General features: G+C 71.2%; 14 protein-coding genes. 7 read left to right on the top strand and 7 right to left on the bottom strand.

The genetic code is table 11. The features are described from left to right. Positions 1–48 precede the first annotated feature (48 nt). The 4 genes from MYF83_RS34070 to MYF83_RS34085 all read left to right on the top strand — a co-directional run bounded on the left by MYF83_RS34070 (position 49) and on the right by MYF83_RS34085 (position 3,401). The gene (locus tag MYF83_RS34070; RefSeq protein WP_248964868.1) at positions 49–387 is read left to right on the top strand and encodes a hypothetical protein; all 339 of its coding nucleotides are present in this window, start codon (positions 49–51) and stop codon (positions 385–387) included. Between the two features lie 3 nt (positions 388–390). After that, positions 391–1,113 (top strand): bifunctional 1-(5-phosphoribosyl)-5-((5-phosphoribosylamino)methylideneamino)imidazole-4-carboxamide isomerase/phosphoribosylanthranilate isomerase PriA, encoded by a 723-nt coding sequence (gene priA, locus MYF83_RS34075; protein WP_248964869.1) that lies wholly within the window; start codon positions 391–393, stop codon positions 1,111–1,113. Next, positions 1,110–1,880 (top strand): imidazole glycerol phosphate synthase subunit HisF, encoded by a 771-nt coding sequence (gene hisF, locus MYF83_RS34080; RefSeq protein ID WP_248964870.1) that lies wholly within the window; start codon positions 1,110–1,112, stop codon positions 1,878–1,880. Before priA ends, hisF begins: the two co-directional genes overlap by 4 nt. Before the next feature lie 378 nt (positions 1,881–2,258). Beyond that, on the top strand, positions 2,259–3,401 hold the full coding sequence (locus MYF83_RS34085) for an LppU/SCO3897 family protein (RefSeq protein ID WP_248964871.1): 1,143 nt from the start codon (positions 2,259–2,261) through the stop codon (positions 3,399–3,401). 245 nt (positions 3,402–3,646) lie between these two features. Here MYF83_RS34085 and MYF83_RS34090 read toward each other — a convergent pair whose 3' ends face one another. Then, positions 3,647–4,549, bottom strand: a complete 903-nt coding sequence (locus MYF83_RS34090) for an alpha/beta hydrolase (protein WP_248964872.1) — start codon at positions 4,547–4,549, stop codon at positions 3,647–3,649. An 85-nt stretch (positions 4,550–4,634) separates the two neighbouring features. Here MYF83_RS34090 and MYF83_RS34095 point away from each other — a divergent pair, with 85 nt between their 5' ends. Further along, positions 4,635–5,066, top strand: a complete 432-nt coding sequence (locus MYF83_RS34095; RefSeq protein ID WP_248964873.1) for a MarR family transcriptional regulator — start codon at positions 4,635–4,637, stop codon at positions 5,064–5,066. A 12-nt stretch (positions 5,067–5,078) separates the two neighbouring features. On the opposite strand, the gene MYF83_RS34100 is transcribed toward MYF83_RS34095, so the two are convergent. Together MYF83_RS34100 and MYF83_RS34105 are read right to left on the bottom strand one after the other, a co-directional pair. Beyond that, a complete protein-coding gene (locus tag MYF83_RS34100) occupies positions 5,079–5,240 on the bottom strand; it encodes a hypothetical protein (protein ID WP_248964874.1) in 162 nt (53 codons plus the stop codon). A 270-nt stretch (positions 5,241–5,510) separates the two neighbouring features. After that, positions 5,511–6,146: a TIGR03085 family metal-binding protein gene (locus MYF83_RS34105; protein WP_248964875.1), complete on the bottom strand. Its 636-nt coding sequence runs from the start codon at positions 6,144–6,146 to the stop codon at positions 5,511–5,513. Positions 6,147–6,556: 410 nt separating this feature from the next. Here MYF83_RS34105 and MYF83_RS34110 point away from each other — a divergent pair, with 410 nt between their 5' ends. Continuing rightward, a complete protein-coding gene (locus MYF83_RS34110; RefSeq protein WP_248964885.1) occupies positions 6,557–8,344 on the top strand; it encodes an ABC transporter ATP-binding protein in 1,788 nt (595 codons plus the stop codon). Continuing rightward, positions 8,341–10,170 (top strand): ABC transporter ATP-binding protein, encoded by a 1,830-nt coding sequence (locus tag MYF83_RS34115; protein ID WP_248964876.1) that lies wholly within the window; start codon positions 8,341–8,343, stop codon positions 10,168–10,170. Before MYF83_RS34110 ends, MYF83_RS34115 begins: the two co-directional genes overlap by 4 nt. A gap of 75 nt (positions 10,171–10,245) precedes the next feature. Here MYF83_RS34115 and MYF83_RS34120 read toward each other — a convergent pair whose 3' ends face one another. From MYF83_RS34120 to MYF83_RS34135, 4 genes are all read right to left on the bottom strand, one after another. Continuing rightward, positions 10,246–10,554, bottom strand: a complete 309-nt coding sequence (locus MYF83_RS34120) for a hypothetical protein (protein ID WP_248964877.1) — start codon at positions 10,552–10,554, stop codon at positions 10,246–10,248. 114 nt (positions 10,555–10,668) lie between these two features. After that, positions 10,669–11,517 carry a helix-turn-helix domain-containing protein gene (locus MYF83_RS34125; RefSeq protein WP_248964878.1) on the bottom strand — a complete coding sequence of 283 codons (849 nt, stop codon included), beginning with the start codon at positions 11,515–11,517 and terminating at the stop codon, positions 10,669–10,671. Positions 11,518–11,675: 158 nt separating this feature from the next. After that, a complete protein-coding gene (locus MYF83_RS34130; protein ID WP_248964879.1) occupies positions 11,676–12,482 on the bottom strand; it encodes an ABC transporter permease in 807 nt (268 codons plus the stop codon). Positions 12,483–12,534: 52 nt separating this feature from the next. Beyond that, positions 12,535–13,406 (bottom strand): ABC transporter permease (locus tag MYF83_RS34135; RefSeq protein WP_248964880.1); only part of this gene is annotated, 872 nt, incomplete at its 5' end.

Here is a 13,406-nt window from a genome sequence, read left to right on the forward strand (position 1 = left end):
GGCCGGTCCCGCCGGCCGCGACCCGCTTACCGGGCTAGTGGTGCCGGCGTGAGCAAGGAACGCGCGCGTCGGCGCGCCGAGCGGGAGGCCGAGAAGGCACGGCAGGCCGCCCTGCGCGCCGCACGCGAGGCGCGGCGGGCCAGGCGGCGCGAGCTGCGCGGCCGGCTGGTCGCCGTGATGCCCCGGCCCGTGCGGGTCGCGCGTCAGGGCGGCCTGATCGCCCGGCGGCACCGCACGCAGAACGCCGTCGTCGCCGTGCTGTTCGTGCTCGTCCAGGCGGGCGCCTGGCTGCTGCTCGACGGATGGGCGGCCCGGGTGGGCGTGCTGGTGTTGTCCCTGTTACTGCTCCCGGTGCTCGTCACCGTCGTATTCGACCGGAGGTCCTAGAACATGTCGCTGGTGCTGTTGCCCGCAGTCGACGTCGCGGACGGCAAGGCCGTGCGCCTCGTGCAGGGTGAGGCGGGTACGGAGACCTCGTACGGCGACCCGCTCGCCGCGGCCCTCGCCTGGCAGCAGGCGGGCGCTGAATGGATCCATCTGGTCGACCTGGACGCCGCGTTCGGCCGGGGCTCCAACCGCGAGCTGCTGGCCTCGGTCGTGGACGCGCTGGACGTCCAGGTGGAGCTGTCCGGCGGCATCCGCGACGACGCGTCGCTGGCCGCCGCGCTGGCCACCGGGTGCAGGCGGGTGAACATCGGCACCGCCGCGCTCGAAGACCCGGCCTGGTGCTCGAAGATCATCGCCGAGCACGGCGATCGCATCGCCGTCGGCCTGGACGTGCGGGGCACCACGCTCGCCGCGCGCGGCTGGACCAAGGAGGGCGGCGACCTGTGGGAGGTGCTCGACCGGCTGGAGTCCGACGGCTGCCCCCGCTACGTCGTCACCGACGTCACCAAGGACGGCACGCTGCGCGGGCCCAACCTCGACCTGCTCCGCCAGGTGTGCTCCCGCACCGACAAGCCGGTGATCGCCAGCGGAGGCGTCTCCTCGCTGGACGACCTGCGGGCGCTGTCGACGCTGGTCCCGGACGGGGTGGAGGGCGCCATCGTGGGCAAGGCGCTGTACGCGCAGGCGTTCACCCTCGAGGAGGCCCTCGCGGCGGTGAGGTCATGACCGTCGCGGTTCGGGTCATCCCCTGCCTGGACGTCGATGCCGGGCGGGTCGTCAAGGGCGTCAACTTCGAGAACCTCAGGGACGCGGGCGACCCGGTCGAGCTGGCCCGCCGCTACGACGCCGAAGGCGCCGACGAGCTGACGTTCCTCGACATCACGGCCTCCTCCGGCGACCGGGAGACCATGGTCGACGTGGTCCGCCGCACGGCCGAGCAGGTGTTCATCCCGCTGACCGTCGGCGGGGGAGTGCGGGCCGTGGAGGACGTCGACCGCCTGCTGCGCGCCGGCGCCGACAAGGTGTCGCTCAACACCGCCGCCATCGCGCGCCCGGAGCTGCTGACCGAGGCGTCCCGCAGGTTCGGGGCGCAGTGCATCGTGCTGTCGGTGGACGCCCGGCGGGTCGTCGACGGCGTGCCCACGCGGTCGGGGTTCGAGGTCACGACCCACGGTGGCCGCCGGGGGACGGGCATCGACGCCGTGGAGTGGGCGCGGCGCGGCCAGGAGCTCGGCGTGGGGGAGATCCTGCTGAACTCCATGGACGGGGACGGCACCAAGGACGGCTACGACCTGGAGATGATCCGGGCCGTGCGCGAGGCCGTCACAGTGCCCGTCATCGCCAGCGGCGGCGCCGGCGCGCTCGCCGACTTCCCCCCTGCCGTGGAGGCGGGCGCCGACGCGGTCCTTGCCGCGAGCGTCTTCCACTTCGGCCAGCTCAAGATCTCCGACGTGAAGAACACCTTGCGTTCCGCAGGCCACCCCGTCCGCTAAGGAATTGCGGCGGCACCAACCGAAGGTGCCCGTGGGCATTCGGAGTGCCGGCGCGGGCTTCTCTGGTGGGTGAATCGGGCCACCCTCGACGCTGCAGGCCGCCCTGTCGCCTCATGCGGTTTCCGTCGCGTGTGCGATGGGGTGGTGCCGGGGTGGGTTTTCGCACTGTGGGGCTGGTTTCGGGGCGCCGGAGCGGTGGGGTGAGGTGCGGTGGTGATCGGCGCCGTTGGCGGCGGGAAACCGTGAAACATCGCACATTACCCATCTCGGAGCGGTCCAAACCGGCTCGAATGGTGGAATGTCGTCGCAAGTCGGGTGATGATCCGCTACGGTCATGCGGGTTCTTCGATGGTGCCGCGCCGACCACAAGGATCCTCCGTGACCACTCCCTCCGCGCCTCAGCAGCCGGGTTACCCCTACCAGCCCCACGAGGGCCACGCCTCGGGCGAGGGCCGCCCGCAGGAGTGGGACGCCTACCAGCAGGACCCGTCGTACCAGCAAGGGGCCCCCTACCAGCAGGGTGCGTCCTACCAGCAGGGGAATTCGTACCAGCAGGGTGCGGCCACCGGCCAGGGCCAGACGGCCCAGGCGTACCCCGGCCAGGCGGGCGGCCAGGGCTACTCGGCCCAGACCGGCGGGCAGGCGTATCCGGGTCAGACGGCCGGACAGGGCTACCCGGGTCAGACGGCCGGGCAGGGCTACCCGGGTCAGACGAGCGGGCAGGGCTACCCGGGTCAGGGCTATGCGGCACAGCAGCAGAACCCCTACCAGCAGCAGACTCCGTACGCGGGCGGCTCCTCTCAGGACGCCTTCCAGCAGAGCGCCTACGCCGGTCAGCAGGGCCAGCCGGGTTACACCGGTCAGCAGGGCCAGCCGGGTTACACCGGCCAGCACGGCTATGCCGGTCAGCAGGGCCCGCAAGGCCAGCAGGCTTATGCCGGTCAGCAGGGTCAGCCGGCGTACGCCGGGCAGCAGGGTGGCTACCAGCAGGCCGGGCAGGTGCAGGATCCCTACCAGCAGGGCGCGCAGCAGGCGCAGGATCCCTACCAGCAGCAGGGCTCCTTCGGTCAGGGGCAGGGCCAGGACCCCTTCGCCCAGCAGGCCGCCGGCGTTCAGTGGCAGCCCAGCGAGACCGCGGCCCCGGCCGGTAAGAAGATGGGCGGCCGGATCCTGAGCGCGCTCGGCGCCGTGGGCGTCGTCATCGTCTTCGCGGTCCTCAAATTCGGCGGGGTGTTCGCCGTACGCGAGGTCGGCGACCAGGTCACCGGCGCCCCTCGGATCGCTCACGTGGGCGACTGCATGTCCGGGCAGGACAAGAGCAGCCTGAAGGTCGTCGACTGCAAGGACGCGGCGGTCGAGTGGAAGATCTCGCAGAAGGTCGAAGGTAAGACCGAGGCGCAGTTCGACGCCGACGAGAATCTCAGCATGTGCCGGGACAAGAAGGTCACCTCGGCGTACTGGGAGGGCGGCAAGTCCGGCGGTACGGGCTACGTCCTCTGCCTGGTCCCCGTGAAGAGCTAAGAGCCAGCGGGTTCGCGGGGTTGCTGTACGTAGGGCGGCGCCGGTATCGCGGTATCGGGTTCCGCCCGTCGCGGCGCCGTGTGCAGGAGCACCATGCCAGACGGGAGAGGTGCCCGCCCGGCAGTGAAAGTTTGCGGTCACCGCACTGTCAGTGTGGTGACCGTCGCGGTCAGGGGTGGGGGAACTTGGTTCTGTCCTCTGTCTGGCACCGTGGAGAAGATGCAGCGGTGCGGTGACCGCCGTGGTCAGGGTCGCGGGGAACTGGGTTCCTCTGTCTGTCCTGTCGATGAGAAAGCGGTGTGGTGGCCGTTGTGGTCAGGGGTGAGGGACTGGGCGTTTTTGAGGGTCTCGATTAGGCGGGTGGCGAAGGCGCGGGGGCGTAGGACTCCTCCGTTGTGGCCGCCGGGGAACTCCACGTACGAAGTGCCGAGGGCTTCGGCGAGCAGGCGCCCGCAGTGGTGCGGCCAGACGTGCGCGGAGGTTTCGCCGACGGCGGGGACGATGCGGGTGGACGCCGCCTTGAGCGCGTCCATGTCGAGTTCGTGGCGGCCCACCGCGGGGGCGTCATGGGTCAGGAAGAACTCAAGGTTCGGCAGGCGGTCGGGGCCGGGCGCCATGATCCGCGCGTCGGGTTCGCGGTCGGCGAGATCGACGCCCGCGAGGATCACGAACTTGCGCAGGGCCGGTATGACCCCCTCCGTGGCGTGGATGTCCTCGATCTCTTTCTGCGCCTGCCTGGCCCGGTCGCGCTCGGTCTCCGGCAGCAACTGGGTCGCCGGCGGTTCGTGGGCGACCAGGACGCTCACCTGCTCGGGATGCCGGGACACGAGCTCCAGCGCGATCATGGCGCCGATGCTGCTGCCGTAGACCTGGACGGGCTCGGTGGTGAGCATGGCGAGCAGGTGGTGGACGTCGTCGGCGTGGGTGGTGACGGTCACCGGGTCGGCGGGATCCGTCGCGGTGCTGCCGGACAGGCCCCGGCGGTCGTAGGTGAGGACGGTGTAGCCGTCGGTGAGGTGGGAGGCCAGGCCGTCGCTCGCGGCGGCGTCGCCGTCCCCGCCGGCGATCAGGAGAAGCAGCGGGCCGGTGCCGCGCAGGACGTACCGCAAGCGGGCTCCGGGCACGTCAAGGGTCTTCGAGGTCGTCATGAGGGATCCCCTCCCGTCTGAATTGCATCAGAAATACGATACATCACATTACTGATGTATCTGGTGATTGGTCCATCATGGACTCATGAACGGCCTCGAACTCTTCCTCCTGGGACACAAGCTCATGACCATCGGCCAGGAGGCCATGCCCAGGTCGGGGTTCCAGACGCTTCCGGTCAGCGCCCGCACGATCCTCGTCGACGTCTTCCAGCACCCCGACAGCTCGATCGGCGAGATCACCGCTCGCACCGGATTCCCGCAGAGCCTGGTGTCCTCGTCGGTGGCGAGGTTCCGTGAACACGGTGTGATGGTCACCGAGCCGGACCCCGTCGACCGGCGCCGCACCCTGGTGCGGCCCGCGGCGGGTATGCGCGAGCGGGGTCAGCAGTATGCGGACACGACGGCCGTCGACGGCGCCCTCGCCAGGGCGCTGGACGTCGAGCCTCAGGAGGTCGGCGAGATCGTCGCGACGCTCGACTCACTGGCGAGACGCCTGTCCGAGGCCACCCCGAGCTGAGAGCGGCCCGGTTCAGCCGAGGAGGTTGGTGAAGAACAGGGCGAGCTGGCTGGCGCCGCTGGTGATGCCGTTCAGGGCGCCCTTCACCGCGGTCGCCGCTTCCGCGGGCCGCGAGTACAGATAGAAGACCACAAAGGCGATGGCAACGTACGTGAGCACCTTCTTGGTCTTCATCCGACTGCCTCCCGCGATTGCTGTGACCTTGGTCCTACCCGAGCGGCGAGACGCCCGATCTCCGGAATCGGTCATGTGCCGGCACCATCATGATCATAGCCAGGGCACGATCTTTCCATGGCACCCCGGCGATGACCCGATGGAATCGCCGTGTCCGTTCAACGAACGGCCGCCCCCCACCAGTTCCGCCCGAAGCCGGTCCTGGAAGCCCGGGCCCCGGAGTCTCGGTACGGGACGCTGGTGCGGGACATCCGGTACGCGGGCCAGGGGTCAGACGCCTAGTCTGGCGGCGCGGAGGCTGTCGATGGAGGTTTTCTCGCCCTCGTAGGTGACCCGGGCGTGGTCCTGTCTGCCGAAGGAGAACAGCAGCAGCTCGACCGGCTCGCCCGTCACGATGACGTGCGGCTCGGCCTTCTTACCGCCCGCCTTGCGTCCGTCGGGCCGCCGCAGCACCACGCCGACCGGTGACCGTCGGAGCATCAGCCGGGCGCCGCCGGCGACCCTCTTCCAGACCATCTCCTCCAGGCCGGCCGGCAGCTCGCGCGGCTCCCAGCGGTCCTGGGCCCGCCGGACGTCCTCGTGGTGGACGAGGAACTCCAGCGTGTTGACCATCGCGTCCATGCCGGGCAGGAAGCCGTACGGCGACCAGCGGGGCGGGCCTTCGCGGACCGCGTCGATGAGGTCGCGGTAGCTCCGCCCGGACTTGATGCCGTCCTGGACGCGCTCGGTGTAGCCGGCGAGCGGCTTGATGGCGATGCCGCCGGCGGCATCGAGCCGGCGCTCGCGGAGCACGAGGTGGGCGGCCAGGTCGGCGGTCGTCCATCCCGCGCACAGCGTCGGGGCGTCGGGCCCCAGACGGTCGAGAAGATCACAGAGTGCTTCGCGCTCAGCGCGTGCGTGCGTCACCCTGATCACCCTACAAGCCGGTCGTCTCCCCGCTCCGACGCGGTGGAGCGCATTCTGACGCCTCTGCGTGGGGTGTGTCCGCGTCCACGTCGTGGCTTGCGTCTTGATGCTTCCGCGGGCGGCCTGTGTGCCCTGTGCCCTGCTTCCGTGCTGTGGCCGGCGTCTTGATGCCTCTGTGGGCCGGCTGTGTGCTCGGCTCGGGGCTGTGGCGGGTGCTTTGATGCCTGCGTGGGTGGGCTGTGTGTCTGGTCCGCGGTAGTAGGGGTGGGAATAAATGAGTTGCCGCGGATGATAGGCATTGAGGCGGACCGGCCCCCCGGCGAGCCGTGAGCAAGGCGCCCCCCAGGCGTACGTCCCCCGTTGAGAGGATCCCCCGCGTGCCGAGCGAGCGCGATCACAGTCCGACCGTCATGCGCCAGGGACTTCGTGTCATCGGGCACGCCGTGCGAAGCGAGCCGCGGATCTTCACCGGCGCGGTGCTGTCGAGCGCGGTCTACGGGATCATGACGGTCGGCTCCTCCTGGGCGCTGGGCTGGGCCACCGAGAACGCCGTGCTGCCGGCGTTCAGGGCGGGGCACGCGACCACGGGCACGCTCATGACCGCGGCGCTGCTGATCGTGGGCGTCGCGGTGCTGAAGGCCGCGGGGGTGATCGGCCGCAGGGTGCTCGCGGGCATCATGCAGTACCGAATGCAGGCGCGGTCCAGGCGCGACGTCACCCGCCAGTACCTGCGGCTGCCGCTCGCCTGGCACCATCGCCACCCGACGGGACAGCTGCTGTCCAACGCCAGCTCCGACACCGAGGCCGCCTGGGCGCCGCTCGCCCCGCTGCCGATGGCCGTCGGCGTCGTGGTCATGCTGGTCACCGCGGCCGTCGCCATCCTGCTCGTCGACCCGGTGCTCGCCCTCGTCGGATTCCTGATCTTCCCGGCCATCGCCGTGCTGAACCTCGTCTACCAGCGCAGGCTCTCGCCTCTGGTGATGAAGGCGCAGCAGCTGCGCGCCGAGGTCAGCGAGATCGCGCATGAGAGCTTCGATGGGGCGCTGGTCGTCAAGACCCTCGGCAGGGAGGACACCGAGGCGGCCCGCTTCCAGGCCAAGGCCGACACGCTGCGGGACGCCAACATCGCCGTGGGCCGCATTCGCGGCATGTTCGATCCGCTGCTGGAGGCGCTTCCGACCCTCGGCGTGCTCGCGGTGCTGCTGTTCGGCTCGGTCCGCCTGGCCGGGGGCGACGTCTCCTCCGGCGAGCTGATCCAGGTGTCGTACCTGTTCACGCTGCTCGCCTTCCCGATCCGCGCGCTCGGCTGGGTGCTCGCCGAGCTGCCGCGCAGCGTCGTCGGCTGGACGCGGGTGCAGGACGTGCTGAACGCCTCGGGTTCGATGGAGTTCGGGGCCGCCCGCCTGGCCGGGCAGGGCCCCGCCCGGCTGGAGGTGCGCGGTGTGAGCTTCGGCTACCTGCCGGAGGCGTCCGTGCTGTCCGGGGTCGACTTCGAGGTCAGGCCCGGGCGTACCGTCGCGCTCGTCGGCCCCACGGGCTCGGGCAAGTCCACGCTGACCCAGCTGCTGGTGCGGCTGGTCGATCCCGACGGCGGCCAGGTGCTCCTCGACGGGGTCGACCTGCGCGAGGTCGCCAGGGGCGAGGTGAGCGACGCCGCGGCCCTGGTGCCGCAGCAGACGTTCCTGTTCGACGACACGGTGCGCGGCAACCTGACCCTCGGCACCGGCGGTGAGGGCGTGCCCGACGAGAAGGTGTGGGCGGCGCTGCGCCTGGCGCAGGCGGAGGGTTTCGTGAGCGCCCTGCCGAAGGGCCTGGACACGCGGGTCGGCGAGCGCGGCGCGACGCTGTCGGGCGGCCAGCGGCAGCGGCTGGCGCTGGCGCGGGCCCTGGTGAGGACTCCCCGGCTGCTCATCCTGGACGACGCCACCTCCAGCGTGGACGCGCAGGTCGAGAGCAGGATCCTGTTCGGGCTGCGGGACGGGTCCCCGGACTCCACGGTGATCGTGGTCGCCTACCGGATGGCGACGATCGCGCTGGCCGACGAGGTGGTCTACCTGGAGCAGGGGCGGGTCGCCGACCGTGGTACGCACGACGAGCTGCTCACCCGGTGCGAGGGCTACCGCAACCTGGTCACCGCCTACGAACGTGAAGAGGCCGAGCGCGCGGCGCTGGGCGCCGACGAGGAGATCTCCGCATGACGACGCAGGTGGAAGAGCGCGGCACGGACGCGGAGGCCGGCCGACCCGGCGGCTCCCTGCGGGTGGAGGAGCGCTCGGCGTTCGGGACGCTGCGGCACGGCCTCACCCTGTCGCCGGAGTTCCGCGTGGGGCTGCCGGTGACGCTGCTGCTGGCCGTGTTCGCCACGCTCGGCAAGGTGATCGTCCCCATCGCCGTTCAGCAGGTCATCGACCGGGGTCTGCGGAACGCCGCCACGCCCGACATGCCGTTCATCAGGAACGCCGTCCTTCTCTGCGCCGTCGCGGTGATGCTGACCGCGCTGTGCGGCTATCTCATGAACGTCCGCCTGTACCGCTCGACCGAGTCGGGGCTCGCCTCGCTGCGCGGCAAGGCCTTCCGGCACGTCCACGACCTGTCGGTGCTCACCCAGAACACCGAGCGGCGCGGTGCGCTGGTCTCCCGGGTCACCAGTGACGTGGACCAGATCAGCACGTTCATGCAGTGGGGTGGCCTCATGGTCATCATCTCGGTGGGCCAGCTCCTAATCGCCAGCGTGCTGATGGCCGTCTACTCCTGGCAGCTCGCGCTGGTCGTCTGGGGCTGTTTCCTGCCGCTGGTCATCGTGCTGCCGAGGTTCCAGCGCTGGGTGGCCCGCGCCTACACCCAGGTCCGCGAGCGCACCGGCGACATGCTGGCGGCGGTGAGCGAGTCGGTGGTCGGCAGCGCGGTGATCCGGGCGTACGGCTCCGAGGAGCGCACCGCGCGGCGGATCGACGAGGCCGTCGACTCCCACCAGAGGGCGCAGACGCGGGCACAGAAGATCATCGCCTTCACCTTCCCGATCACCGAGCTGGTGGGGGCGGTGGCGATCGCCGGCGTCGTCCTGCTGGGCGTCGAGCTCGGGATCGGCGGCACGATCTCCGCCGGGCGCCTGGTGGCGTTCCTCTTCCTGATCACGCTGTTCATCAGCCCGCTGCAGACCGCGACCGAGGTGCTGAACGACGCGCAGAACGCCGTCGCCGGCTGGCGGCGGGTCCTCGGCGTCCTGGACACCCCGGCGGACGTGGCCGACCCTGGCGAGGCGGGGGCGACGCTGCCGCGCGGGCCGATCACGGTGTCCTTCCAGGACGTCGGCTTCGCCTACCCCGGCGGCCCTCCGGTACTGCACGAGGTGTCGGTGGACATCGCGCCCCGCACGCGCGTCGCGGTCGTCGGGGAGACCGGCTCGGGCAAGACGACCTTCGCCAAGCTGCTCACCCGCCTGATGGACCCCACCAGCGGGCGGATCCTGGTCGACGGGGTGGACCTGCGCAAGGTGCGGTTCTCCTCGCTGCGGGAGCGCATCGTCATGGTGCCGCAGGACGGGTTCCTGTTCGACGGGTCGCTCGCCGACAACATCCGCTACGGCCGGCCCTCGGCCACCGATGACGACATCGCCCTGGCGATCACCGAACTGGGCCTGACCGACTGGCTGGAGGGCCTTCCCGCCGGCCTGTCCACTGCGGTGGGGCAGCGCGGGGAGTCGCTGTCGGCGGGGGAACGCCAGCTCGTGGCCCTGGCCCGCGCGTACCTGGCCGACCCGGACCTGCTGCTGCTGGACGAGGCCACCTCGGCGGTGGACCCGGCGACGGAGGTGCGGCTGGCGCGGGCGCTGGACGGCGTCACGCGCGGGCGCACCGCCGTCTCGATCGCCCACCGCCTGTCGACGGCGGAGGCGGCGGACGAGGTGCTGGTGTTCGAGCACGGCCGCATCGTCCAGCGTGGACCGCACGCCGAGCTGGCGCTGCGGGACGGCGTCTACGCCGACCTCTACGCCTCCTGGACCTCGGCGGCCCGCACGTCCTAGCGGAGCGTTCCCGCACTGGGACGGCGCGGGTGGGTGCTCGTGGGCCGGAGAGGGCGCGGGGGCGCGTCGCGGGGATCAGCGGTCGTGGCGCCGGGGGGAGGGGGTCAGCGCGTGGCAGATCCGCGCCGCGGTGGCATTCAGGTCTTCGACGGGGGCGATGCGCTCGGCCCAGGACCACCAGAACCACCAGCTCTCCCCGCGCCGCGCTGCGAAGATCACCTCCGACAGCGTGGGCACCGCCGTACTGATCACGATGAGCTGGGGAAGCCCGCCGGGGGTGGCTCCGACGCGCACGTGCAGGCCCCGCGTCCGCAGCAGTTCGCCGAGGCGGCGCAGGTGCGTCGCGGCCGTGGCCGCGCTCGCGACCTTGTCGGTGGTCGCCATGATCGTCTCCGTTCGCCGTGACGGCCGTGCGAGACGGGCCACGGCCCGCGTCGCCACGGAGTGCGTTGCCCGTGAGGCTAAGGGCCCGCCGATCACGGGATCAACGATGTTGCTTCAAGTTCCTCGGAGTCGCCGCGCGGAGGCCTGGATCAGGTCGCGTGCCGCCTGCCCGTAGACGGCCGCGGCGGAGAGCCGGGCGAAGGCCTTCTCGTACAGGGCGACGTCCGAGGGCGTCTTGATGCGGAACTGGCCGGGGATGGTGTCGACCCTGACCTGGCTGTCGTCATAAATCCAGAAGTTCTCGGGTGGCATGATCGGCGTCCGGGCCGTCGCGGGGATCACGCCCAGGCTGAGTTGCGGCGTGTTGGCCGTCAGCCCGGCCAGCCGCTCCAGTTGGGCCGCCATGCCGCCGGCCTCGCACACCGGAGTGCGCAGGGCCTGCTCGCCGAGGATGAACATGAACCGCTTCCCGCCCGCCGCCAGCACCTCCTGCTGCGCCAGGCGCGCCGCCACCGCCGCGTCCAGGTCGTCGGGGATCCCGCGGAAGTCGATGATCGCCCGCAGGTGCGCGCGGGCGTAGCCGGGGGTCTGGAGCAGGCCGGGGACGGCCGAGTGCTGGAAGACCCTGAACTGCTGGGTGTCGTGGTACAGCGGCTGGAACGACTCCTGCACGTGCCGCAGCCCGGTGGACAGAAGGCGCCGCCACTCGGTGTACATCGAGTCGATGTTGCGCACGGCCGCGATCAGGTCCACCACGTACTCCTCGGCGTCGCAGACTCGGCACCACACCCGGATGTCGTTCTCGTTCGGCGTCTGCGCCGCGTTCTCGATCTTGGACACCTTGGAGTAGTGCCAGCCGGCCTGGGAGGCGAGCCGGCGCCCGGTGAGGCTCGCCTCGTTGCGGATCTCGCGCAGGCGCGCGGCGAGGATCCCCTTGGCTTCGGTGATGCGCGGCGGAGGCATGGGGGGCCACCTCTCCCGGTGCGTTGGGCTGCGTGACGTCACCGCTCCGACCGTAGCCCGAAGGTTCCTCACGATTCCCGTATGTTGCGCGATGTTGCTCTCGCGCGGCCACGCCGGTGGTGCCGGCCCCGCCGCGCGGGGACGCTCCGCGAGGCCGGTCAGTGGGTGCCGGCGGTGCCCGAGAGGCGCTGGGCGAGGTAGATCGGAACCACCGAGAAGACGATGAGCGCCGCGGCCACGACGTTGACGACGGGCGCCTGGTTCGGGCGGAACAGGTTCTCGAAGATCCAGATCGGCAGCGTCTTGACCCCCGCCCCGGCGGTGAACGTCGTCACGATGATCTCGTCGAACGACAGCGCGAACGCCAGCAGGCCGCCCGCGAGCAGCGCCGAGCGCATCATCGGGAACGTCACCAGGCGGAAGGTCGTGAAGGTGTCCGCGCCGAGGTCCGCCGAGGCCTCCTCGGTGTTCAGGCCCATGCGGCGCAGCCGCGCCAGCACGTTGTTGTGCACGGTGACCACGCAGAACGTCGCGTGCCCCACGATCACGGTGAACATGCCGAGGCCGACGCCGAAGGGCTCGAGCATCGTGCGGAAGGCGTTGTTGAGCGCGATGCCGGTCACGATGCCGGGCAGCGCGATGGGCAGCACGATGAGCAGCGAGACGGCGTCGCGGCCGAAGAACCGGTAGCGCTGCACGGCGAAGGCGGCCATCGTGCCGAGGACCAGCGCGATCGCCGTCGCGCCGAGCCCGGCCTGCACCGAGGTCCACAGCGCGTCGCGCACGCCCGAGGAGTTCCACGCCGTGCTCCACCACCGGGTGGTGAACCCGGTCGGCGGCCAGGCGAAGGTCCGGTCGGCGTTGAAGGAGTTCAGCAGCACGATCGCCAGGGGGACGTAGATGACGCCGAGCCCGAGGGCCAGCGCCAGGCGCAGCGCCAGCCGTGCGGTGCGAGACAGGTTCACGAGAGCCTCCGGGCCGCAGGGGCCATCGGACAGGACGGAGCGGGAACGCGGGTCAAAGGTTCTCCAGCGCTCCGGTGCGGCGCACGGCCGCGAGGTACACCAGCATGATCACGACGGGGATCGTGGCGACGGCGGCCGCGAACGGCAGGTTGTTGGCGGCGCCGATGTTGTCGTAGACGACGTTGCCGATGAGCTGGCTCTTGCCGCCGACGATCTTCACGGCGATGTAGTCGCCGAGCGACAGCGAGAACGTGAAGACCGAGCCGGCCACCACGGCGGGGAACGTCAGCGGCCACACCACCGTGCGGAAGGTGCGGAACCCGCGCGCGCCGAGATCGCCCGCCGCGTCCAGCAGCGAGTTCGGCAGGCGCTCCAGCCCCGCGTAGATCGGCAGGATCATGTACGGCAGCCACAGGTACGACAGGGTCGCGATCGTGGCCGTCAGCCCGTAGCCCCAGCCGAGCAGGCCGTCGGAGGACAGCATCACCCGCCAGGCGTAGGCCTTCACCAGGTAGGACGCCCACAGCGGGGTCAGCACGGCGATCACCAGCCAGCGCTGGCTGCGCGGCGAGGCGATCTTGGCCATCGCGAACGCCATCGGGAAGGCGATCACCATGTCGATGAGCGTCACCGCCACCGCCACGCCCAGCGACCGCAGGGCGACCGTCCGGTACACCTCGACCGTCAGCACGTCGTGGAAGTTGGCCCAGGTGAACGTCCGGACCAGGTCGCCGGTGAAGGTGTCGGTGCTCCAGAACGCGGTGACGAACAGCGCGGCGAGCGCGCCCAGGTAGGCGATGCCCAGCCAGGCCAGCGGCGCCGACAGCAGCAGCGACAGCCGCACGCCGGCGTGCCGGTGGAGCGCGGCGGCGACCCGGCGGCGCGGGCCGGGGCGCGCCGCCCGCGGCCCGCCGGCCAGGCCGC

It is taken from the genome of Sphaerisporangium perillae (genome assembly GCF_023276435.1).
GTDB lineage: Bacteria > Actinomycetota > Actinomycetes > Streptosporangiales > Streptosporangiaceae > Sphaerisporangium > Sphaerisporangium perillae.

Excerpts from the sequence above, each read along its gene's own strand:
- priA (WP_248964869.1), top strand. The coding sequence starts at position 391 with ATGTCGCTGGTGCTGTTGCCCGCAGTCGACGTCGCGGACGGCAAGGCC.
- hisF (WP_248964870.1), top strand. The coding sequence starts at position 1,110 with ATGACCGTCGCGGTTCGGGTCATCCCCTGCCTGGACGTCGATGCCGGG.
- MYF83_RS34090 (WP_248964872.1), bottom strand. The coding sequence starts at position 4,549 with ATGACGACCTCGAAGACCCTTGACGTGCCCGGAGCCCGCTTGCGGTAC.
- MYF83_RS34095 (WP_248964873.1), top strand. The coding sequence starts at position 4,635 with ATGAACGGCCTCGAACTCTTCCTCCTGGGACACAAGCTCATGACCATC.
- MYF83_RS34100 (WP_248964874.1), bottom strand. The coding sequence starts at position 5,240 with ATGAAGACCAAGAAGGTGCTCACGTACGTTGCCATCGCCTTTGTGGTC.
- MYF83_RS34110 (WP_248964885.1), top strand. The coding sequence starts at position 6,557 with ATGCGCCAGGGACTTCGTGTCATCGGGCACGCCGTGCGAAGCGAGCCG.
- MYF83_RS34115 (WP_248964876.1), top strand. The coding sequence starts at position 8,341 with ATGACGACGCAGGTGGAAGAGCGCGGCACGGACGCGGAGGCCGGCCGA.
- MYF83_RS34120 (WP_248964877.1), bottom strand. The coding sequence starts at position 10,554 with ATGGCGACCACCGACAAGGTCGCGAGCGCGGCCACGGCCGCGACGCAC.
- MYF83_RS34125 (WP_248964878.1), bottom strand. The coding sequence starts at position 11,517 with ATGCCTCCGCCGCGCATCACCGAAGCCAAGGGGATCCTCGCCGCGCGC.